This window comes from Enhydrobacter aerosaccus (assembly GCF_900167455.1).
GTDB classification, from domain to species: domain Bacteria; phylum Pseudomonadota; class Alphaproteobacteria; order Reyranellales; family Reyranellaceae; genus Reyranella; species Reyranella aerosaccus.
On the sequence record NZ_FUWJ01000003.1, the window covers coordinates 14,022 to 33,738 of the forward strand.

At 65.8% G+C, this 19,717-nt stretch carries 20 protein-coding genes; 6 read left to right on the forward strand and 14 right to left on the reverse strand.

Annotated elements, in window-relative coordinates:
- Window positions 1-63: 63 nt before the first annotated feature.
- The 4 genes from pstS to B5D62_RS15365 form a co-directional block, all read right to left on the reverse strand.
- Complete coding sequence (gene pstS / locus B5D62_RS15350; RefSeq protein WP_085934796.1) at window positions 64-1,110, reverse strand: phosphate ABC transporter substrate-binding protein PstS; 1,047 nt, start codon at window positions 1,108-1,110, stop codon at window positions 64-66.
- 127 nt (window positions 1,111-1,237) lie between these two features.
- Entirely contained in the window at window positions 1,238-2,629 is a 1,392-nt protein-coding gene (locus tag B5D62_RS15355) for an ATP-binding protein (RefSeq protein ID WP_085934797.1), read from the reverse strand.
- A gap of 94 nt (window positions 2,630-2,723) precedes the next feature.
- The gene (locus B5D62_RS15360) at window positions 2,724-3,386 is read right to left on the reverse strand and encodes a rhomboid family intramembrane serine protease (RefSeq protein WP_085934798.1); all 663 of its coding nucleotides are present in this window, start codon (window positions 3,384-3,386) and stop codon (window positions 2,724-2,726) included.
- Between the two features lie 27 nt (window positions 3,387-3,413).
- Window positions 3,414-4,670, reverse strand: a complete 1,257-nt coding sequence (locus tag B5D62_RS15365) for an argininosuccinate synthase (protein ID WP_085934799.1) — start codon at window positions 4,668-4,670, stop codon at window positions 3,414-3,416.
- Window positions 4,671-4,766: 96 nt separating this feature from the next.
- On the opposite strand from B5D62_RS15365, the gene B5D62_RS15370 reads away from it, so the two are divergent.
- Complete coding sequence (locus tag B5D62_RS15370; protein ID WP_085934800.1) at window positions 4,767-5,804, forward strand: class I SAM-dependent methyltransferase; 1,038 nt, start codon at window positions 4,767-4,769, stop codon at window positions 5,802-5,804.
- Window positions 5,805-5,818: 14 nt separating this feature from the next.
- Complete coding sequence (locus tag B5D62_RS15375; RefSeq protein ID WP_085934801.1) at window positions 5,819-6,073, forward strand: GIY-YIG nuclease family protein; 255 nt, start codon at window positions 5,819-5,821, stop codon at window positions 6,071-6,073.
- Window positions 6,074-6,140: 67 nt separating this feature from the next.
- On the opposite strand, the gene rlmN is transcribed toward B5D62_RS15375, so the two are convergent.
- Together rlmN and B5D62_RS15385 are read right to left on the reverse strand one after the other, a co-directional pair.
- Window positions 6,141-7,277, reverse strand: coding sequence for a dual-specificity RNA methyltransferase RlmN (gene rlmN / locus B5D62_RS15380; RefSeq protein WP_085934802.1), 1,137 nt, complete (start codon window positions 7,275-7,277; stop codon window positions 6,141-6,143).
- A 66-nt stretch (window positions 7,278-7,343) separates the two neighbouring features.
- Window positions 7,344-7,904 carry an RNA methyltransferase gene (locus tag B5D62_RS15385; RefSeq protein WP_085934803.1) on the reverse strand — a complete coding sequence of 187 codons (561 nt, stop codon included), beginning with the start codon at window positions 7,902-7,904 and terminating at the stop codon, window positions 7,344-7,346.
- A gap of 86 nt (window positions 7,905-7,990) precedes the next feature.
- Here B5D62_RS15385 and B5D62_RS15390 point away from each other — a divergent pair, with 86 nt between their 5' ends.
- Window positions 7,991-9,241 (forward strand): class I SAM-dependent methyltransferase, encoded by a 1,251-nt coding sequence (locus B5D62_RS15390; protein ID WP_085934804.1) that lies wholly within the window; start codon window positions 7,991-7,993, stop codon window positions 9,239-9,241.
- Here the strand turns inward: B5D62_RS15390 and B5D62_RS15395 are convergent.
- The 3 genes from B5D62_RS15395 to B5D62_RS15405 form a co-directional block, all read right to left on the reverse strand.
- On the reverse strand, window positions 9,231-10,454 hold the full coding sequence (locus B5D62_RS15395) for an RNA polymerase sigma factor (protein WP_085934805.1): 1,224 nt from the start codon (window positions 10,452-10,454) through the stop codon (window positions 9,231-9,233). The genes B5D62_RS15390 and B5D62_RS15395 overlap by 11 nt on opposite strands.
- Before the next feature lie 6 nt (window positions 10,455-10,460).
- Window positions 10,461-10,877 (reverse strand): YciI family protein, encoded by a 417-nt coding sequence (locus B5D62_RS15400; RefSeq protein ID WP_085934806.1) that lies wholly within the window; start codon window positions 10,875-10,877, stop codon window positions 10,461-10,463.
- A gap of 379 nt (window positions 10,878-11,256) precedes the next feature.
- Window positions 11,257-12,252: a D-2-hydroxyacid dehydrogenase family protein gene (locus B5D62_RS15405; RefSeq protein ID WP_085934807.1), complete on the reverse strand. Its 996-nt coding sequence runs from the start codon at window positions 12,250-12,252 to the stop codon at window positions 11,257-11,259.
- A 70-nt stretch (window positions 12,253-12,322) separates the two neighbouring features.
- On the opposite strand from B5D62_RS15405, the gene B5D62_RS15410 reads away from it, so the two are divergent.
- Window positions 12,323-13,207 carry a TauD/TfdA dioxygenase family protein gene (locus tag B5D62_RS15410; RefSeq protein ID WP_085934808.1) on the forward strand — a complete coding sequence of 295 codons (885 nt, stop codon included), beginning with the start codon at window positions 12,323-12,325 and terminating at the stop codon, window positions 13,205-13,207.
- 13 nt (window positions 13,208-13,220) lie between these two features.
- Here B5D62_RS15410 and B5D62_RS15415 read toward each other — a convergent pair whose 3' ends face one another.
- From B5D62_RS15415 to B5D62_RS15425, 3 genes are all read right to left on the reverse strand, one after another.
- The gene (locus B5D62_RS15415) at window positions 13,221-13,949 is read right to left on the reverse strand and encodes a DUF1028 domain-containing protein (protein WP_085934809.1); all 729 of its coding nucleotides are present in this window, start codon (window positions 13,947-13,949) and stop codon (window positions 13,221-13,223) included.
- Window positions 13,950-13,970: 21 nt separating this feature from the next.
- Window positions 13,971-14,924, reverse strand: coding sequence for a Bug family tripartite tricarboxylate transporter substrate binding protein (locus tag B5D62_RS15420; RefSeq protein ID WP_085934810.1), 954 nt, complete (start codon window positions 14,922-14,924; stop codon window positions 13,971-13,973).
- Window positions 14,925-15,035: 111 nt separating this feature from the next.
- On the reverse strand, window positions 15,036-15,965 hold the full coding sequence (locus B5D62_RS15425; protein WP_139373909.1) for a LysR family transcriptional regulator: 930 nt from the start codon (window positions 15,963-15,965) through the stop codon (window positions 15,036-15,038).
- 125 nt (window positions 15,966-16,090) lie between these two features.
- On the opposite strand from B5D62_RS15425, the gene B5D62_RS15430 reads away from it, so the two are divergent.
- The gene (locus B5D62_RS15430) at window positions 16,091-17,344 is read left to right on the forward strand and encodes a DUF763 domain-containing protein (RefSeq protein WP_085934812.1); all 1,254 of its coding nucleotides are present in this window, start codon (window positions 16,091-16,093) and stop codon (window positions 17,342-17,344) included.
- On the opposite strand, the gene B5D62_RS15435 is transcribed toward B5D62_RS15430, so the two are convergent.
- Both B5D62_RS15435 and panC read right to left on the reverse strand, forming a co-directional pair.
- Window positions 17,337-17,834, reverse strand: coding sequence for a DUF2867 domain-containing protein (locus B5D62_RS15435; RefSeq protein ID WP_231714826.1), 498 nt, complete (start codon window positions 17,832-17,834; stop codon window positions 17,337-17,339). The genes B5D62_RS15430 and B5D62_RS15435 overlap by 8 nt on opposite strands.
- 40 nt (window positions 17,835-17,874) lie before the next feature.
- Window positions 17,875-18,726: a pantoate--beta-alanine ligase gene (gene panC, locus B5D62_RS15440; RefSeq protein ID WP_085934814.1), complete on the reverse strand. Its 852-nt coding sequence runs from the start codon at window positions 18,724-18,726 to the stop codon at window positions 17,875-17,877.
- A gap of 221 nt (window positions 18,727-18,947) precedes the next feature.
- Between panC and B5D62_RS15445 the strand changes: the two genes are divergently transcribed.
- Window positions 18,948-19,700: a tetratricopeptide repeat protein gene (locus B5D62_RS15445; protein ID WP_085934815.1), complete on the forward strand. Its 753-nt coding sequence runs from the start codon at window positions 18,948-18,950 to the stop codon at window positions 19,698-19,700.
- Window positions 19,701-19,717 lie beyond the last annotated feature (17 nt).

Below are 19,717 nucleotides of genomic sequence, written 5' to 3' on the forward strand. Positions count from 1 at the left end.
TACGCCCTCTCGCAACCGGTTAAAGGTCCCCCGGCCTCGCGGCCAGGGGACTCGACATTGCGATCAATGCGTCAGCGAGAAGATCGGCTTGCCGCTGCTGTCCTTGATCTCGGAGGTCCAGGTCTTTTCGATGTCGGTGACGACATTGGCCGGCATCGGCACGTAGTCCAGCTCCTTCGCCATGTTCTGGCCCTTGGCGTAGGACCAGGCGAAGAACTTGAGCGCCTCGCCGGTCGCGGCAGCGTCGGACGGCTGCTTGTAGACCAGGATCCAGGTCGCCGCGGTCATCGGCCAGGAGGCGTCACCCGGCTGGTTGGCGAGGATCACGCCATAGCCCGGCTGGCTCTTCCAGTCGGCATTGGCGGCCGCAGCCTGGAAGGCCTCGGCGGTCGGCGACACGGTCTTGCCCGCCTTGTTCACCATCTTGGTGAAGGTGAGCTTGTTCTGCTTGGCGTAGGCATATTCAACATAGCCGATCGAGCCCTTGGTCTGACCGACATTGTTGGCGACGCCTTCGTTGCCCTTGGCACCGATGCCAGCCGGCCACTGCACGGCCGTGTTGGTGCCGACCTTGGTCTTCCACTCCGGGCTCACGTCCGAGAGATAATAGGTGAAGTTATAGGTCGTGCCCGATCCGTCCGAACGATGCACCAGGGCGATCGCATTCGAAGGAAGCTTGACGCCGGGATTGAGCTTGGCGATCGCAGGATCGTCCCACTTCTTGATGTCGCCGAGATAGATCTTGGCCAGCGTCGGGCCGTCGATCACCAGATCGCCCGGCTTCACGCCGTCGAGATTGACCACCGGCACGATGCCGCCCATGACCATCGGGAACTGCGCGAGACCGGCGTCGTCGAGCTCCTTGCCCGGGAGCGGAGCGTCGGACGCGCCGAAGGTCACCGTCTTGGCCTTGATCTGCTTGATGCCGCCGCCCGAGCCGATCGACTGATAGTTCAAGCCGATGTTGGTTTCCTTCTTGTAGGCATCGGCCCACTTGGCATAGATCGGGTACGGAAAAGTGGCGCCCGCGCCGGAAATGTCGGCAGCGAAAGCCGACCACGACGTGGCAATCAATGCCGCCGCAGTCAGGGCAATCTTGGTGATCTTCACGAGTCTCTCTCCTTTGGTTCGGATCGAACGGGAGTGCACTAGGGCTGTTACGTCTCGTCTCTATTACAGAATTGTTACCGTTGGATGACAGTCGTTTCCCCGCATGGGGGTAGATCAAAGACAAACGCTATTTTTGGGAGATGGCAGCCGGAAGGGTCACCGTGAAAACCGACCCCTTGCCCGGCGTGCTCTGGATCTCGAGCCGGCCCCGATGACGGTTCACCACATGCTTGACGATGGCCAATCCCAACCCGGTCCCGCCCAGCTGGCGCGACCGCGCCGTATCCACTCGGTAGAAACGCTCCGTCAGCCGCGGCAGATGCGCCGCCGGGATCCCGTCGCTTTCGTCCGCCACGGCGACCGAGACGCGATCCTCGCCGGCCGGCCGGGCGGTCACCCGCACCGTCGTCGCCGGCTTGGCATACTTGATGGCATTGTCGATCAGGTTCTGGAAGACGATCGTGAGTTCGTCGTAGTCGCCCACGGCGGCCGGCAAGGTCGGCTCCACCGCCAGCTCGAGTGTCACCTTCCGCGACGAGGCCTTGAGCTGCAACAGATCCCCGACGCCTGCCAGGACGCGGCCGAGGTCGACTGCGGCATCCGGTCGGGCATGCTCGTGCTGTTCGATGCGCGACAGCATCAGAAGATCGTCCACCAGCCGCCGCATGCGATCAGCCTGCTCCGCCATGATGCCCAGGAAGCGCTCCCGGGCCGCCGCGTCGTCACGGGCCGGCCCGCGCAGCGTCTCGATGAAGCCGAGCAGTCCTGCGATCGGCGTCTTGAGCTCGTGACTGGCATTGGCCACGAAATCGGCGCGCATGCGTTCTGCGCGCCGCAAGGCGGTCGTGTCGTGGAGGACGATCAAGGCCAGCGAGCCGTCGGCTGCCGCACGCGGCAAGCGTTGGGCATGAGCAATGACGTCGAGCTCCGGCGGTCCCGGCAGCATGAGATCGACGGCGACGTGGTCCGGACCGTGGAAGTTGCCATCCGTCACCGACAGCAGCGTATCGATCGCCGACAGCAGCGCGGGATAGCGCAGCACCGTCGACAGGTCGCGGAAGGCGACGACAGGTCCAAGCAACGCCACGGCGGCCCGATTGGAGCGCACGATGCGGCGCTGCCGATCGACCGCGATCAGGGGATCCGGCAGGCCGTCGACGATCGCCTGGGCCGAGGCCGCCAGATTGTCGATGGAGGCGCGCTGCCGGCGCCAGCCGGAAGCGAGGATCGCGGCCGCGACGGCGAGTTCCTCCGTTGCTGGAGCGAACTTGAGGCGCGGCATCACGGGCTCCTGGTCTCCCGACAGCTCGCTGACGAAGCGCGCGAAGCGTCCCAGAGCCCCGAGATAGCGCTGGAGCAGCAGGATCGTGACCACCCCGATGCCTGCAGCCGCAATCAGGGCCGGGCGCAAGGCCAGGTCGCCATGCCACCAGAGACCGGCCAGCCCGACAAAGGGAGGGGCCAGCACCACGGCATTGGTGGCGAGATAACGGCGAAGCGGAAGCGCCTGATGAGCCATGGCGGCGACTATAGACCGGACTTCGACCGATCAATGTGACGAAGCCGTTTCAGCCCGAACATTCAGACCGCCATCGACGCCGGCGGCCGCGCGCCTAGACCGTCTGGTTGGGTGCCATGAACAGGCGCAGGGCGGCGAGGCCGAAGATGAAGCCACCGATATGCGCAGTCCAGGCCACCGGCGCGCCACCGGCCCCAGGGGTCAGGTCGAAGACACCGAAGAAGACATTCATGGCGATCCAGATACCCGCCACCGGAAGGAGCGATGGCATGCGGCCGAGGCGCCACAACAGGAAGAGAACGGCGCCGAACACGCCACTCACCGATCCGGAAGCGCCGACGACAGGGTCGGCGGAATTGGGAAAGGACAGAATATGGATCAGCCCCGCCACCAGGCCGGCAGAGAGATAGAACAGGATGAAGCGCCGGAATCCGAGGAACCGTTCGACCGGCGCGCCGAACGCCGCCAGGCTGAGCATGTTGACGCCGAGATGGACCCAGCCGGCATGCAGGAACTGATAGACGAACGGAGCGCCGATGATGGACAGCCAGTCGCCGCCGAGTTCGCCCGTATAGGCGATCGGCACCAGGCCGAACTGCAGCACCAATTGTTCGTCCGTCGCCGGGGGCAGGAACTCGCGCACGAGCTGAACGGCAACGTTGAGGCCGATGATCCAGAGGATCGCCGGCGGCAGGTTGATCGCTCTTTCATGCGCGCCGCGTTCCGGCCCGGGGCGTCGGATGTCGTCGAAAGGCATCGAAAACTCCGTTGACCGGAGGGATTATCAGCTCTTCGGTCCGCCTTGTCCCAACGCGCGAAGCCGCAGACGCAAGGCGTTCAGCTTGATGAAGCCTTCGGCATCGCGCTGGTTGTAGGCACCCTGGTCTTCCTCGAACGTCACATGCTGCATCGAGTAGAGGGACTTGGGCGACTTGCGGCCGACCACGGTGGTGTTGCCCTTGTAGAGCTTGAGCCGCACCGTGCCGGTCACGTTCTCCTGACTCTTGTCGATCAGCGCCTGCAGCATCTCGCGCTCGGGCGAGAACCAGAAGCCGTAGTAGACCAGTTCGGCATACTTCGGCATCAGCTCGTCCTTGAGATGGCCGGCGCCGCGATCGAGCGTGATCGACTCGATGCCGCGATGGGCGGCATAGAGGATGGTGCCGCCGGGCGTCTCGTAGATGCCGCGGCTCTTCATGCCGACGAAGCGGTTCTCGACCAGGTCGAGTCGGCCGATGCCGTTGGCCTTGCCGAGTTCGTTGAGCTTGGTGAGCAGGGTCGCCGGCGACATCGCCACGCCGTCGATGGCGACGGCATCGCCCTTCTCGAAGTCGATGGTGATGTAGGTCGCCTTGTCGGGCGCGGCCTCCGGCGAGATGGTGCGCTGGTAGACCATCTCGTCGGCCTCCTGCCAGGGATCCTCCAGGATCTTGCCCTCACTGGACGAGTGCAGCAGGTTGGCATCGACCGAGAACGGCGCTTCGCCGCGCTTGTCCTTGGCGATCGGAATCTGGTGCTTCTCGGCAAACTCGAGCAGCTTGGTGCGCGAGGAGAGATCCCATTCGCGCCACGGCGCGATCACCTTGATATCGGGCTTGAGCGCGTAATAGGAGAGCTCGAAGCGGACCTGGTCGTTGCCCTTGCCGGTGGCGCCATGCGCCACGGCATCGGCACCGGTCGCACGTGCGATCTCGATCTGGCGCTTGGCGATCAGCGGGCGGGCAATCGACGTGCCGAGCAGATACTGGCCCTCATAGAGCGCGTTGGCACGGAACATCGGAAAGACGAAGTCGCGCACGAACTCCTCGCGCACGTCGTCCATGTAGATGTTCTCTGGCTTGATGCCCAGCATCTCCGCCTTCTTGCGCGCCGGGGACAGCTCCTCGCCCTGGCCGAGATCCGCGGTGAAGGTGATGACCTCGCAGCCATAGGCGGTCTGCAGCCACTTGAGGATGACGGAGGTATCCAGGCCGCCGGAGTAGGCCAGCACGACCTTCTTGATCTCCCCCTTCTTGTAGGGGCCGGTATAATTAATGCTCATGGCTGCCTCGGCGGCTCGTCAGTTCGGTGAAAGCGCGCGAATATAGCCGCCGACCCTCGCCCCGCAAGCCGCTATAATGGCGTCAAGACCGCGAAAATGGCCTCTCCGCTCGATCGCCTGTCCTATGCTGCCCGCCAGGCCGCCCGCGTGACCTGGTATGCCGGCCATTACGCAGCCGGGCTGCGGCTGATGAAGCCCATGCCCAAACCGGATTTTGCCATTGGACCGACCCCGAACCGGGCGGAAATGACGGCCGATATCCGCTCCCTGTTCGCAAGAGAGTGGCAGGATATCGCGGCCGGCCTGTTCCCGGCGCCACTGATACTGGCGCCCGATCCAGCCCGGCTGCTGCAGCGCAGCCTCCTCTATTTTCGCGACCTGCCCAAGGTCGATGCCCGCCGCCATGGCCGGCTCGACGACGAGCTGCGGCCCGGCCAGCAGGATGCCGGCCTGCCCGAGTACTATCGGCAGAACTTCCACTTCCAGAGCGGTGGCTGGCTCAGCGACGAATCGGCGACGCTCTACGACACGCAGGTCGAGGTTCTGTTCACGGGGGCGGCCGACGTGATGCGCCGGCGGGCGCTGAAGCCGATCGCCGAATGGATGGCCGGCCGCAACCAGCGCACCCTGCGCGGGCTCGATGTCGGATGCGGAACGGGCCGGCTGCTGGCCTTCCTGCATGCGGCATGGCCCGGCGTCCGCTTCACGGGCCTCGATCTCAGCGCCCCCTATCTCGAGGAAGCGCGCCGCATCATCGGGCGCACGGCGCGGGCGAAGCTGATCGAGGGTGCGGCGGAGACGTTGCCCTTCGACGATGCGAGCCTCGACCTCGTCGTCTCGTCGTACCTGCTGCACGAACTCCCGGCCGAGGTGCGCCTCAAGGCGCTCGCGGAGATGGCGCGTGTCGCGAAGCCGGACGGCTTGATCGTGATCGTCGAGTCGATTCAGAAGGGCGATCGCCCCGAGTGGGACGGCCTGCTCGACCTCTTCCCGCACTATTTCCACGAGCCCTACTACGCCGACTACGTCGGCAGCCGCCTCGACCACTGTGCCGCCGAAGCCGGCCTCACACCGATCGCATCTGAGCAGGCCTTCCTGTCGAAGGTCACGGCATTGAAGAAGGATCGTACATAATCGTCGTCCCGACCATGGGCCGAAGGCCCGCACTTTACATCGATGTTACGTCGGACTTAGGACGCAGGCTTGAAGAACATCGGCGCGGCCTATCCCAGCACACGTCCCGCTACAACATCACCAAGCCTACCTATATCGAAGCGCACGAAACGGCGCCGAATGCCATCGAACGGGAGAAACAACTCAAGCGGTGGCGACGTGAAAAGAAGATCGCTTTGATCGACGCCGCCAATCCCGAGTGGCAGGATCTTTCGGGAGAGATCTTGTAGGTGCCGACAATGTCTCTCCACTCCACCTCGCTGCGCTCGGTTTCGGTCGAGACGACGGATATAGCGACTACAGCAACACCTTCTGCCCCTTGCTGCGGGCGCTGGCGCTCTTGAGCTGGCCGCAGGCGGCATGGATGTCGCGGCCGCGCGGGGTGCGGATGGGGGCGCTGAGTCCGCCCTCGTTCACGATCTCGGCGAAGCGATGGATGCGGTTGTTGGAGCTGCACTCATAAGGCGCGCCGGGCCAGGGATTGAACGGGATCAGGTTCACCTTGGCATGGATCGGCGTCAGGAGGCGTACCAGCTCGCGGGCATCGGCATCGCTGTCGTTGATGCCCTTCAGCATGGCGTATTCGAAGGTGATGCGCCGGCTGTTCTTGGCGCCGGGATAGGCGGCGCAGGCCGCCAGCAGCTCGGCTATCGGCCACTTGCGGTTAATCGGCACCAGCGTGTTGCGGATGTCGTCGTTCACCGCATGCAGCGACACGGCCAGATTGACATCCAGCACATCGCCCACCTTGGCGATCATCGGTACCACACCGGACGTCGAGAGCGTGATGCGGCGGCGGCTGAGCGCAATGCCCTGCTCGTCCATGACGATCCTGAGCGCGGTCGCCACGTTGTCGAAATTATAGAGCGGCTCGCCCATCCCCATCATGACGATGTTGGACAGCATGCGCGTCGTCTCGGTGGGTGTCGGCCATTCGCCGTAGCTGTCGCGCGCCACCATGAACTGGCCGACGATCTCTGCCGGTGTCAGGTTGCGGACCAGCGGCTGGGTGCCGGTATGGCAGAAGGTGCAGGTGAGCGTGCAGCCGACCTGGCTCGAAACGCAGACCGAGCCGCGATCCGCCTCTGGGATATTGACCGTCTCGGCCTCGTTACCGTCGGCGAAGCGCAGCAGCCACTTGCGGGTGCCGTCGACCGAACGCTGCTCGGTGACGATGCCGGGGCGCTCGATCACGAACAGGTCGGCCAGCCGCTGTTGCGTCTTCTTCGCGATATTGGACATGCGGCCGAAGTCGGTGACGCCATGCCAGTAGATCCACTGCCAGACCTGGCGGGCCCGGAACGGCTCCAGCCCGGCCTCGACCAGGGTCGCCTGCAGCGCCTCGCGCGACAGGCCGACCAGGTTGGGGCGCGTGTCGTTGCGGCCGCTGAACGGCTCGGTGATCTGCAACGGTTCGGTGGGCAAAAGGGTCATGGATCCGGGCTGAGATAGTGCATCGACCTCGCGGGCGCCAGAGCGGCCCCCGATCCCGGCGCCAGATTATTGTTTTGCCTGCGCTTTTTGCCGGAGCCGCTGGCGCCGCTTGTACAGGGGCTCGCCGAACACCGGGACGGGCGCCGTCTCGGTCGGCCCGCCCTCGCCCACCGGGCGCGGCGCGTGACGGCCGAGTGTCAGCAGCCGGTCGTACATGACCAGGGCGCCCGCCACCCCGAGATTGACCGAGAAGCGGGTCGGGATCTTGACCACGTAATCGCAGAGAGACTGCACGTCGGTCGAAAGCCCCTCCCGCTCGGAACCCAGGATGTAGGCGGCCTGTCGCGGATGGCGGAAGCTCGGCAGCTCGATGGCCTCGTCCGAGATCTCGATGCCGACCAGTCGGCAGCCCGCGGGCAGCCGGAATGTGGACAAGTCGGCGAAGTGATAGGTCGGGACCGAGCGTGGCGTGTCCGAGGTATCGCTGTGCCCGCCCTCGCGCCGGTTATACTGCGCCCGCAAGGTGAAGACGAAGGACGCTCCGAAGGCATGGGCGGTGCGGAACAGGGTTCCGACGTTCATCGCCTTGCTGACGCCTTCGACACCGATGCCGAAATAGCCTTTCATGGCCGCGTATTTTGTTGCAGTAATCGGTGCGCGGGCGCTCCCATGGGGTTGGGGTAGCTGTCCGCGCGTCCGGAAACAAGGCCATAATGACCGTTCCTTCGTCGTTGGAAAATCTTCGCGTTCAGTACGAAGCGTTGCCTTACCCGCCACGCGATCCGCGCGAGGAGCAGGTCCGGCTGATCACTGGCACGCCGAGCCACATTCTCGAGATCAACCACTACCTGTTCGCCGGCCGGCTGAACCTGAACCGCCCGTTTCGCGCCCTGATTGCCGGCGGCGGGACGGGCGATGCCTGCATCATGCTGGCCCAGCAGCTCGTCGACCGGCGCTGCCCGGCAGAGGTCGTCTATCTCGATCTCTCGTCGGCCTCGCGCAAGGTCTGCGAAGCGCGCGCCAAGGCCCGGGGCCTGCGCAACATCAACTTCATCACCGGCTCGCTGCTCGACCTGCCGGCGATGAATATCGGCACCTTCGACTACATCGACTGCACCGGCGTCCTGCATCACCTGCCCGATCCGACGGCGGGCATGCAGGCGTTGGCGAGCGTCCTGGAGCCCGAGGGCGGCATCGGCGTGATGCTCTACGGCCAGTATGGCCGCACCGGCGTCTACCCCCTGCAGGAGATGCTGCGCACGCTCGCCCCGCCGTCGATGGCGATCGAGGACCGCATCGCCATGGCCAAGCGGCTGATCCGCTTCCTGCCGACCACCAACCTGTTCCGGCGCAACCCCTATCTCAACGACCACGTCACCGGTGGCGACGCCGGCCTGTACGACCTGCTGCTGCACAGCTGCGATCGCGCCTACACGGTGCCGGAGATCGGCAAGCTGGCGGGCGATGCCGGGTTGCGGGTCGTCGCCTTCCTCGAGCCGGTGCGCTACGAGCCCTCGACCTACATGAGCGATCCGGTGATCGCGCGGCAGGCCAGCTCGCTGCCATTGCTCGAGCGGGCGGCCTTTGCCGAGAGGCTGGCCGGCAATCTCCGCACCCATGTCTTCTATGCCACACGCGCCGGCTACGACACCGTGGCCCGTCCCGAGGATACGCAGGCGATTCCGGTGCTGCGCGAGATGGATCCGCACAAGCTGGCGGCCGGGCTGCAGCCGGGCCAGCCGCTGATCGCCAATCTCGACGGCTTCCCGTGGCGGGCGCAGCTGCCGCCCCTCGCACCTCGCATCATTTCGCTGATCGACGGACGGCGCAGCGTGGCCGAGCTCTACACCGCGCTCGGCGCGCAGGGAGGCTTGCCGCAATGGGAAGACTTCTACGCGCAGTTCGAGGATCTCTACGTCAAGCTGAACGGCGTGAACCACCTCCTGCTGCGCTTCAGGACCTGAGCCGCCGCTCCATCAATCGCCGCTCGGGCTCGGTCCGCGCCAGTGCCTTTGCCAGCGCAAAGTGGCAACGCGCTTCGTCGAGCCGGCCGAGTTCCGCGAGAAAGACGCCCTGCGCCGCTTCGCCGTACGGATTGCCGTCGACCAGCGGCAGTGCGGCCAATCCGGCCGCCGGCCCGTGGGCACGCCCAACCGCAATCGCGCGCGCCAGCTCGACCACGGGCGAGGCATCGATCTCCCGCAGTTGATCGTAGATCGACACGATGCGGCACCAGTCGGTCGTCGCAGCGCTCGTCGCCGTGACATGCAACGCCGCGATTTCCGCCCGCAAGTGCCAGACGGTCAGTTCGTCGCCGTGCGCCGAGCGCTCGAGATAGGCGAGGCCCAGAGCGATCAGGTTCCGGTCCCATCGGTCGCGCGGCTGATCCTCGAGCAGCTGCGCCACCCCGTCGAGCCCGACGCGGGTCGGCAGGCGTGCCGCGGTCAGCGCCAACAGCGCCGCCAGGGCATCGCTGGCCGGTGCCGCGGTCATCGGATGATGCGCCAGGGCGCGCGCCAGCCGGACCGCCTCGACACAGAATTCAGGCTGCACCAGCACCTCGCCGGACGAGGCCGAATAGCCCTCGTTGAACATGAGATAGAGCGCGGTGCGCACGGACTCGGCGCGATCCGCCAGCATGTCCGGCGGCGGCGCCTCGATCGCGACATTGGACGCTTCGAGCTGGCGGCGGGCGCGGACCAGCCGCTGGGCGATGGTGGCGGGGTCGCTCAGCAGGCCCGACGCGATCTGCGCGACGGTGAGACCGCACACTGTCTTGAGGGCGAAGGTCACGCGCATCTCCGGCGACAGCGCCGGATGGCAGACCGCGAACAGGAGCGCGAGCTCGTCGTCATTGAGCTCGCGATCGAAGCGCCCCTCGCTTTCCGACTCCGATCGCGTCAGCGGCACCAGCTCGTCGGCCAAGGTCACGCCGCGCGACTCCGAGCGCAAAAGATCGAGAGCGCGATTCTTTGCCACGACCGCGAGCCACGCTTCCGGCTTGTCCGGCACTCCCTTGAACGGCCAGGCCGACAAGGCCTGCAGAAGAGCGTGCTGGACGGCATCCTCGGCAATGGCGATGCGGCCGGCCCCCAGGCGCCGCGCCAGGGCGGCGACCAGGCGGCTCGCCGAATCGCGTGCCAGCGAGTCGACGAGCCGATGGACCTCGAACGGCATGGGGGCTCAATCCGCCGCTGCAGCCTTGCGCACGGCTTCCATGTCGTCGACTGGCCGGATCTCGACCCAGTTGCTCGGCCCCAGGCCCAGATGCGGGCAATCCTGCGCGATCGCTTCGGCCTCGGTGGCGTTACGGGCCTCGATGAGGAAATAGCCGCCGATCACGTCCTTCGCCTCGGCATAGGGGCCGTCGCTCACGACCGCCTTGCCGTCCTTGACGCGGATGTGGCGCACGCCGCCGGCGGCCAGCTTCTCGCCGCCGACCAGCTTGCCCTTCTGGCGCTGCAGATCGGCCCAGCCCATGTAGCGCCGGGTCATCTCCATCATCTTCTCGCGCGGCAGGTCGATGTTGTAGTTGGGCGTGTGGTGCAGCAGCAGCAGATATTGCGACATGTCGATCTCCTTGGCTCGATGACGGCTCATCCCGTCATCTCATCGACGCTCGGCCGGGAATGGAATCGACATCGCTCGTCGATTTTTCTTTCCCCGGGCTTCACCCCTCGGATCGCCGAAAAATATCTGTTTTCGGGAATTGCCGCCTCTGCCGCGAAAAGCCTTGAGTCTCAATCACTTGCGCCGTCCGACCTGGAGGATTCGGGAAATTTCCCGAATTCCCGAATTCGGCGGACCGTCTACTTGCCGAGGAAAGGTCGCTGCCGTGGAGAACGACGAAGGGAGAATGAAGGAAGCGAGCATGACAGCACCGAACGGGCGGAGAGCGAGACTGCCATCCTAACCCCGTGCAGGCGGCGGCCGCATTATGGTCTCCAACGCCGCCGCCTCTCGACGCGTCTTTCGGAAGTTAACCCTTCTTGAGCGCCTCGGGGTTGATGACATTGATCGGCTTGCCGTCGAGCCAGGCTTCGATGTTGGTGACCGTGCCTTCGTGGAAGTGGCGATAGCTCTCCTCGACGACGTAGCCCAGATGCGGAACGAGCGTCACGTTGTCGAGCTTGGTCAGGGCGTGACCGGCCGGCAGCGGCTCGCGGTCGTACACGTCGAGACCGGCATGGGCGATGGTGCCGTTCTTCAGCGCGGCGATCAGGGCTGCCTCGTCGACGATCGGACCGCGCGAGGTGTTGATCAGCATCGCGCTCTTTTTCATCTTCGCGAGGTCGCTGGCCCCGATCAGTCCGCGCGTGCGGTCGGACAGAACCAGATGAATGGTGATGAAGTCGGACGTCGCCAGCAGCTCGTCCTTCGTCACGAGCTTTGCGCCGCCCTGGGCGGCCTTCTCTTCGGTAAGGTTCTGGCTCCAGGCCACCACCTCCATGCCGAATGCCTTGGCATAACCGGCGACGCGCGCGCCGAGCTTGCCGAGACCGATCACGCCCAGCCGCTTGCCCTCGAGCACGACCATGTTCCTGATGCCATCGTGCCAGCCACCGGCACGCACCAGGCGATCCGCCTTGGCGAGATCGCGCGCGCACGCCATCAGCAGCGCCCAGCACAGCTCGGCGGTGGAGGCGTTGGAGCCGCCGCCCGGCGTGTTGGAGATCGGAATGCCGCGCGCCGTCGCCGCCTTGTCGTCGAGGCTCATGGCCCGCGCGCCGGTAAGGGCCAGGAACTTGAGGTTGGGCAGCTTCTCGATCAGGGAGCGCGGGAAGGCCGTGCGCTCACGCAGCATCTGTACGATCTGGAACGGCGCGAGCTTCTGCGCCGCATCGTCGATCGAGGCGAAGGGCTGGTTGAAGACCGTGATCTCCACGCCCCGCTTGCGCAACCGCTCCCAGTCGGCCATTCGCAGAGCGACATTCTGATAGTCGTCGAGCAGGGCGAGCTTGATCGTTTGCGACATGGCGTTTCCTGGCGGAGAATGGATGGGAACCCGAACGGGTCACGTGCCACTATAACCGCAGGAGGCGGTCGTGAGCATCACCATCACTCCCACTCATCCCGACTTCGTCGCTGAAATTTCCGCGATCGATCTCGCGCAGCCGCTGCGGCCCGAGGATCGCGATGCGATCGAGGCGGCCATCAACCGCTATGCCGTCGTGGTCTTTCGCGACCAACGCCTCACCGACGAGCAGCAGATCGACTTTGCCCGCCACTTCGGGCCGATCCACTCCTCGGCGCAGCGGGCGCGGCATCAGAGCATCAAGCATCGGCTGACCTCCGACGAGATCGCCGACATTTCCAATCTCGACGGCGACGGCAAGGTGATGGACCAGACCGCGCGCCGGCGTCTCGATTGGCTGGCCAACCGGCTGTGGCACACGGACGCCTCGTTCCGCGCCGTGCCCGGGGCCTTGTCGCTGCTCTATGCGCATGTCGTGCCCGACGAGGGCGGCGAAACGGAGTTCGCTGACATGCGCGCCGCCTACGATGCGCTTCCGGAGGCGAAGAAGAAGGAGATCGAGGGCTTGGTCGCGGAGCACTCGATCTGGCATTCGCGCAGTCAGCTCGACGTCCGCACCTACTCACCGGAGGAGCTGGCGAGCCTGCCGCCCGTGCCGCAGCGCGTGGTGCGCACCCATCCCGGCTCGCATCGCAAGACGCTCTATATTGCCAGCCACGCCTCGCACATCATCGGCATGCCGGTGCCGGACGGCCGACTATTGCTCCTCGACCTGATCGAGCACGCAACGCAGCCCCAATTCGTCCATGCCCATCGCTGGCGCGCCGGCGATCTGGTGGTATGGGACAATCGCTGCACCATGCATCGCGCCCGGCCCTTCGACACAGGCAAGGTGCGCGACCTGCGCCGTGTCACCACGCGCGACGTCGCCTCGACGCTCGAGCAAGCAGCCTGACCGACGGCCGCAGCTATTGCTGCGGCACCACCTTGACGAGATGGTTCGGCCTCCAGCCGGGCACGAGCTCCATGCGCTTCTGCCACCAGCGCGGCAGGCCGCTCGGATCGGTCTTGCGTTGCAGGTAGTAGCCCTGGAGCGGCTGGACGAATTCCCAGATGCGGCGCAGCTCCTTGACCGGCGTGTCGTGCACGTCGACACGAAGATCGACCAGCGGCACCGGCTCGCTGCCATGGACGAGCAGCGCGGCCGAGGTCAGCCCCTCGGGCTGACCATTGGAGCGGGCGCCGGCCTCCAGCGCCCGGACTAGACGCTCCGCCAGCGGCAGGTCGCTGCCCTGCGTGCTGCTGAATTCCCGCCAAGTATCTTCGAGACAGATCTCAGTGAGCACATTGCCGGCGACAGCAAAACCGTCGCCGAGCTTGTGTCCGCAATGCGCCGGCGCGTTCGCACCGGTGAAGCCGGCGACGCCGCCGAACATGTCGACCAGCGTCACCTGGCGGCTTTGCCAATAGGGATCCTTGGCGGCGAGTTCGGCCAGGGTGCCCGCGGCGGAGGCACCGGTGGCCAGCAGCTGGCCCGCCATCGCCCGATGGATCGGCGAGGCCACCACCTGATAGGCGACGGCGCCGCGCCCGCTCACCACCAGTGGCACTGCCGCGCCGACCATCGGTGAATAGGTAGCGACCGCGACACCGTATTGTCCTGTGCGGGGGCAGCGCGCGACGATGGAATAGGTCATGAGTCGTCTCCTCGGGAAAGATCAGTGTTTCAAGCTCGCCTGCACGCGGTCCCAATCGCGCTGGAAGAGAGCGCGAAGCGACTCGACGTCCGACGGCCCCAGCAGAAAGCCGAGCGCCTCGATACGCGCCCGCACCTCCGGCTCGGCGAGGACGGCGGCGATCTCCTTGTTCAGGCGCGCCACCGTCTCGGGCGGCGTGCCCGCCGGCGCAAAGATCGCGTTGCTCGCCAGCGCATCGTAGGGAACGCCCGCTTCGATCAAGGTCGGTACCTCGGGCATATCGGGAACGCGATGCGCCATGGCCGTGGCCAGGACCCGCAACTTGCCTTCGCGCACCAGCGGCATCTGCACGGCGGCCGACCCGACATTCACCTGGATCACGCCGGCCAGCAGATCCAGATCGAGCGGCGGCAGACCGCGATAGGTGAGGTGTTCCATCTTGCCGCCGGCCGCCTTCTCGATGGCCGTGCAGGCTTGGTCGTCACCGCCGCCCTCGCCGAGGATGCCGCAGTTCAGCTTGCCCGGGTTGGCGCGCAGATAGGCCATGAACTCGGCAATGTTGTTGGCCGGAACAGAGGGATGGACGACGAGGACTGCCGGCAGGCCCGCGACGAACGCGACTGGTTCCAGTGCCTTCATCGGATCGAAGTTCAGATCCTTCAGGTTGGCAGCGACAGGCAGGATGGCGCTGCTGTGCATCAGCAGCGTCTGGCCGTCGGGCTTGGCGCGGGCCACAGTCTGCGCCCCAATGACACCGCCCGCACCGCCGCGATTGTCGACGACGACCGGGACGCCGAGACGCGGGCCGAGCCGTTCGGCGAGGATGCGCGCCAGGGTGTCGGTGGCACCGCCCGCAGCGTATGGCACGACGATTGTCACCGATGTGGTGGACGATGCAGGCTTCTGCGCCGCGGCCGGCAACGCCGTCGAAAGCGTGAACGCGACAAGGACGAGAAGCCAACGGGCGAACGTCATGACGGCCTCCTGAGCGACCGTCAGAACATTTACACACGCGCCAGCAACCTGACGTTGGCAAAAGGACAAACCCTGACTTCACCGATTTTGCAGACTCGGCGCAGCTCGTCCTCAAGGTGCTCCGGGCTCGAGCAGGAAACTGCCGTCCGCTGCCATGGCCCGCACATCGTCCTCGAGACTGCCAGCCAGGAGCTGGGCCGCCCGCGTCGGCGTGCGCGAGCGCGACCGGCCCAGCACCAGGGTTCGTGTGATGATTGGCTTCTGAATCGGTGCCGCCGTCAGCAACCCGACATCGAGATCTGCCCGCACGGCGTGCAGCGACGCGAATATGTGAGCGAGGCCGTTCATCGCCAGCGCGCGCAACGCCTGCAGGGCGCCAACCTCGAAGCGGACGTCCAGGGAGAATTTGCGCTCGCGCGCCACTGCTTCCAGATGGGCACGAAACGGCTCCTCCCTCTCCGGCAGGGCCAGCGGCACCTTGGCGAGATGCGCGAACGGCAGAGGCCGGTCGAGCCGATAGCCGCATGAACGGCCGCCGACCAGCAGCATCCGCTCCGAGAACAGCGGCGTGACCGAGGGATCGGAAGCGGGATCGATATCGAAGTACAGGGCGATGTCGAGATCGCCCGCCTGCAGCATGCGCCGAAGCTGGTTGGAGATGCCCCCCACCAGTCGAATGTTGACCGCGGGATAGCGTGGGATGAAGCCCGTTGCCAGCCGCGCGCTCAGCGCATCCAGAAGCAGCCACGGAAGGCCGACCGCGACCTTGCCCGCGACGGCATTGCGCCGCGATTGCATCTCCGCCTTGAGCTGCTCGAGGTCCGCCAGGATGGGACGCGCGCGTTCGATCATGCGTCGGCCGGCATCGGTCGGCGTCAGCCCCCGGCCGTGCCGCTCGAACAAAGGGGTCCGCAGTTCCTCCTCCAGCAGCCTGATCTGCCGGCTGAGGGCCGTCTCGACGATACGCAGCCGCAGCGACGCCTTCTTCAGGCTGCCCACTTCGGCCACCACGAGCAGCGTCTGCAACTGGCGCAAGTCCATGACAGTCCGTTCGATCGCGTTATCCGCATCGATGCCTAGCACGAGTCCTGCCACACGCCCATTTGCCGGTGGAACGGAAGCCCGCGGATACCTAAATAGGGCTTCCTTCCTTTCGGGACATTCTCGTGGCCAGACGATCCGGAAGCGCCGATCTGCCTTTGCATACGGGCCGTGTGCCGGCCTGGCTCGGCCAGCGCATGGCGCGGCTGGGGGCGGTGATTGCCGAGACCATCGTCCATCACTATGGGCGCGAGGAATTCCTGCGCCGGATGGCCCATCCCTTCTGGTTCCAGTCCTTCGGGGCGGTCATGGGCATGGACTGGCATTCCTCCGGCATCACGACCAGCGTCATCGGCGCCCTGAAACGCGGGCTGGCGCCACGCGCCGGCGAGCTCGGCCTGCATGTCTGTGGCGGCCGCGGCAGCCATTCGCGCCAGACGCCGCACGAGCTGGCGTCGATTGGCGACAAGGTCGGGTTCGATGGCCACGCCCTCGCCCGGGCCAGCCGTCTCGTCGCCAAGGTCGACAGCGCCGCCGTGCAGGACGGTTTCGATCTTTATCTGCACGGCTTCATCGTCGCCGACGACGGCAAGTGGGTCGTGGTTCAGCAGGGCATGAATGGCGAAAGCCGATTGGCGCGCCGCTATCACTGGCTGTCGGAAGATCTGAAGAGCTTCGTCGATGCGCCGCATACGGCCATCGACGGTCAGAACCAGGGCGAGATCGTCAACCTGACCGATCGCCGAGCCGCCGCGTCTCGGCAGGGCCAGCTCGAACTATTGTCCGACTTCGGTCCCGACCGCATCGTGCGCGAGGTTGCCGCGCTGGAAGGCCGGAGCGCCGAACCGGCCCTGCCGGAACTGCCTTTGCTGCCTCATCTCGTCATGCCGGCGCATCACGACGTGCGGCCGAAGGATGTGATCCTGCGGCGTCTGCATGGAGCGCTGGCAGCAGCAGCGGACAGCGGCCCGACCGACTTCGCCGATCTGCTGCTGGTGCCGGGCGTCGGCGCACGCACGGTGCATTCCCTGGCCATGGTGGCCGAGGTCGTGCACGGCGCCCCTTGCCGTTTCGCCGATCCGGCGCGCTTCTCGCTCGCACACGGTGGCAAGGACCGGCATCCCTATCCGGTGCCGGTCAAGGTCCTCGACGAGACCATCGCCGCGCTGAAGTCGGCGCTCAACAGCGCCAAGCTCGGCAACGACGAAAAGCTGGGCGCCATCCAGCGGCTGGACCGACAGGCGCGCCAGCTCGAGCGTGACGCCAGCGGCCCGAGTTTCGAGGCCTTCACCGCCGAGGAACGGCGGCGCTCGCCGGACTATGGCGGCCGCAGCGTCTTCGGCTGGGAACGTCATCCGCCCAAGGCCGGGCTCAAGTAGGATCGGACGGCCAGCCTCGCCGCGACGCCCGACTCAGCATGGATCGCACGACCAGACGATGGAACGGCAGGATCACCGCAAGATAGATCCGTCCCAGAAGGTTGTGACAATGAACGACGGTCGTGGCGACGAACTCGTCCGGTCCGTCGGCGTGCCTCTTCCCCAAACGCACGGAGAGGCGGAAATCGAGATGGCGGTCGTCCTCGCCGAGGATCAGCTCGTCGTCGTGGACAGCGAGCAGCGGGAAGAAGTCGATACGCCGCGCAGTATCGACCGAGCCGCGCAGGCTCGACGTCGTCTTGACGCCGAACGGGCGCATGATGGCATCGCGGATCGCCAGCAGGACCCTGAACCACGCCGGCGGATCGGACAGCATGAAGCGCGTGAGCCGCTCCATGTCGCGCGATGCCGACGGCGGCAGGGCGACAGCGAAAGCATCGGCGAGATCGGCGCCGGCATAAAGAGCGGCCAGCCGGCTGCCCGCGGGCACGGACACCTCACGAACGGACGCTTCGCCGACAGACGACATGTTACACGGCGATGTTGTCGATCAGGCGGGTACGGCCAAGCCTCGCCGCGGCGGCGATGCGGGCGGGTCCGGTCACCTTCGCGAGCGGCGCCAGCGTGTTGGCATCGACGACGCTGAAATACTCCACCTTGTCGAAGCCGGCCTTCAGCAGCGATTGCGTCGCCTCCGCCTCGGCTGTCGCGCAGGCGGTCCGGCCATCGCGCACCGCATTGGCCGCCGTCACCAGCGCACGATACATCGCCAGCGCCCGCTGCCGTTCTTCCGCCGACAGGTAGCGGTTGCGCGACGACATCGCGAGCCCGTCGGGTTCGCGAATGGTCGGCATGCCGACGATCTCGACCGGCAGGTTGAGATCGCGCGCCATGCGCTTCAGCACCTGGAGCTGCTGGTAGTCCTTCTCGCCGAAATAACCGCGATCCGGTGTCGCCATCATCAGGAGCTTGCACACGACGGTGGCGACACCTTGGAAATGGCCGGGGCGGAACGGGCCGCACAGCCCTTCGGTGATGCTGCCACCGACCGTCACGGTCGTGAGTTGCGGACCGGGATACATCTCCTCGACGCTCGGCGCGAAAACGATACGGCAGTGGGCGGCTTCGAGCTTCGCGAAATCATCGGCTTCGCCGCGCGGATAGGCGGAAAAATCCTCGTTCGGGCCGAACTGCGTCGGGTTGACGAAGATCGAGGCGACCGGAACGTCGCCGCGATCGAGCGCCCCCTTCACCAGACTGACATGACCTTCGTGTAGGGCGCCCATCGTCGGCACCATGCCGATCGTACGGCCGGCGGCGCGATACTCGGCCACGGCGCGGCGCAGGTCGGAGACGGTTCGAACGATCGCAAGCGAGGTCATGGTGCGTCCCAGGTTGCAGGGCGCGCAGGGAACACCGCGCGCTCCCGCCTGACAAGCACCGAATTGCGGCCGATTTCGCGCCCGGAGCATCGCTGGCCGCACGGCACTCCGGGAAAGAAAGGCGCAGAAAGGCACGGCCGACAGGATAGCTCCACCTGTCGTTGTATCGATCCATCGTCGCGCGCTAAGGTTGAAGCGGGGATGACGGCAGAGAGAGCGGAATGCGAGCTTTGATGATCGGCCTGATGGTGGCGGCCGGCTGGACCACCGCAGCCTCGGGGCAGGCTGGATCGACGACCGACGATGGCGCGTTCTTCGACGATCGCGCCAGCCATAATCAGGAATCCGAAGAGGACAGGAAACTCGGTGAGTTGCTGATAAAGGGCGCGAAGCTCTCAATGTCAGGACGCCAGTCCGAGGCGATCTTCATGTATTTCGACCGCGTCGCCTCCGTGTACGAGGCGCGCTACAAGGACAAGAACGTCGACTATTTCTGCGCCCGGCATATGGCCGAGCAACTTTTCTATCTGGTGCACCGGGCCAACTCGGGCACCAAGAGGCCGGCTGTCATGGCGCCGATCAACTGGGCGCTCAGCTACTACCTGAAGGCCCACGCCCTGGTGGATCTTGGCCGCCCCTCGGAGGCGAAGGCGCCTCTGGAGCGGGCGCTGGCCCTGGCCCCGCAAAATGCGCTGTTCCTGTCCGAGCGCGGATATCTCTATCAGATGCAAAAGGACTGGCCGGCATCTCTGGAAACCTACAAACAGGCCGAAGCGGCCGCCCAGCAATTCTCGCCAAACGAGACCCGGAATACCGAACTGGCTCGTGCCTGGCGGGGGCAGGCCTACACGCTGATCGAGACCAATCACCTCAGTGAGGCGGAAGCTCTCTACAGGAAGTGTCTCGATCTCGATCCCAACGACGCAAAGGCGAAGCGCGAGCTGCAATACATTGCGCAGCTCAGGCGACGATAGCGTTCGAAGCGCGCGCG

Bases quoted from the DNA above. Each gene is read 5' to 3' on its own strand.
- B5D62_RS15425 (WP_139373909.1), bottom strand. From the start codon at position 15,965: ATGGACTTGCGCCAGTTGCAGACGCTGCTCGTGGTGGCCGAAGTGGGC.
- B5D62_RS15415 (WP_085934809.1), bottom strand. From the start codon at position 13,949: ATGACCTATTCCATCGTCGCGCGCTGCCCCCGCACAGGACAATACGGT.
- B5D62_RS15385 (WP_085934803.1), bottom strand. From the start codon at position 7,904: ATGAAAGGCTATTTCGGCATCGGTGTCGAAGGCGTCAGCAAGGCGATG.
- B5D62_RS15395 (WP_085934805.1), bottom strand. From the start codon at position 10,454: ATGCCGTTCGAGGTCCATCGGCTCGTCGACTCGCTGGCACGCGATTCG.
- B5D62_RS15375 (WP_085934801.1), top strand. From the start codon at position 5,819: ATGGGCCGAAGGCCCGCACTTTACATCGATGTTACGTCGGACTTAGGA.
- B5D62_RS15360 (WP_085934798.1), bottom strand. From the start codon at position 3,386: ATGCCTTTCGACGACATCCGACGCCCCGGGCCGGAACGCGGCGCGCAT.
- B5D62_RS15370 (WP_085934800.1), top strand. From the start codon at position 4,767: ATGGCCTCTCCGCTCGATCGCCTGTCCTATGCTGCCCGCCAGGCCGCC.
- B5D62_RS15400 (WP_085934806.1), bottom strand. From the start codon at position 10,877: ATGAGCCGTCATCGAGCCAAGGAGATCGACATGTCGCAATATCTGCTG.
- B5D62_RS15355 (WP_085934797.1), bottom strand. From the start codon at position 2,629: ATGGCTCATCAGGCGCTTCCGCTTCGCCGTTATCTCGCCACCAATGCC.
- B5D62_RS15405 (WP_085934807.1), bottom strand. From the start codon at position 12,252: ATGTCGCAAACGATCAAGCTCGCCCTGCTCGACGACTATCAGAATGTC.
- panC (WP_085934814.1), bottom strand. From the start codon at position 18,726: ATGACCTCGCTTGCGATCGTTCGAACCGTCTCCGACCTGCGCCGCGCC.
- B5D62_RS15365 (WP_085934799.1), bottom strand. From the start codon at position 4,670: ATGAGCATTAATTATACCGGCCCCTACAAGAAGGGGGAGATCAAGAAG.
- rlmN (WP_085934802.1), bottom strand. From the start codon at position 7,277: ATGACCCTTTTGCCCACCGAACCGTTGCAGATCACCGAGCCGTTCAGC.
- B5D62_RS15420 (WP_085934810.1), bottom strand. From the start codon at position 14,924: ATGACGTTCGCCCGTTGGCTTCTCGTCCTTGTCGCGTTCACGCTTTCG.
- B5D62_RS15390 (WP_085934804.1), top strand. From the start codon at position 7,991: ATGACCGTTCCTTCGTCGTTGGAAAATCTTCGCGTTCAGTACGAAGCG.
- B5D62_RS15445 (WP_085934815.1), top strand. From the start codon at position 18,948: ATGCGAGCTTTGATGATCGGCCTGATGGTGGCGGCCGGCTGGACCACC.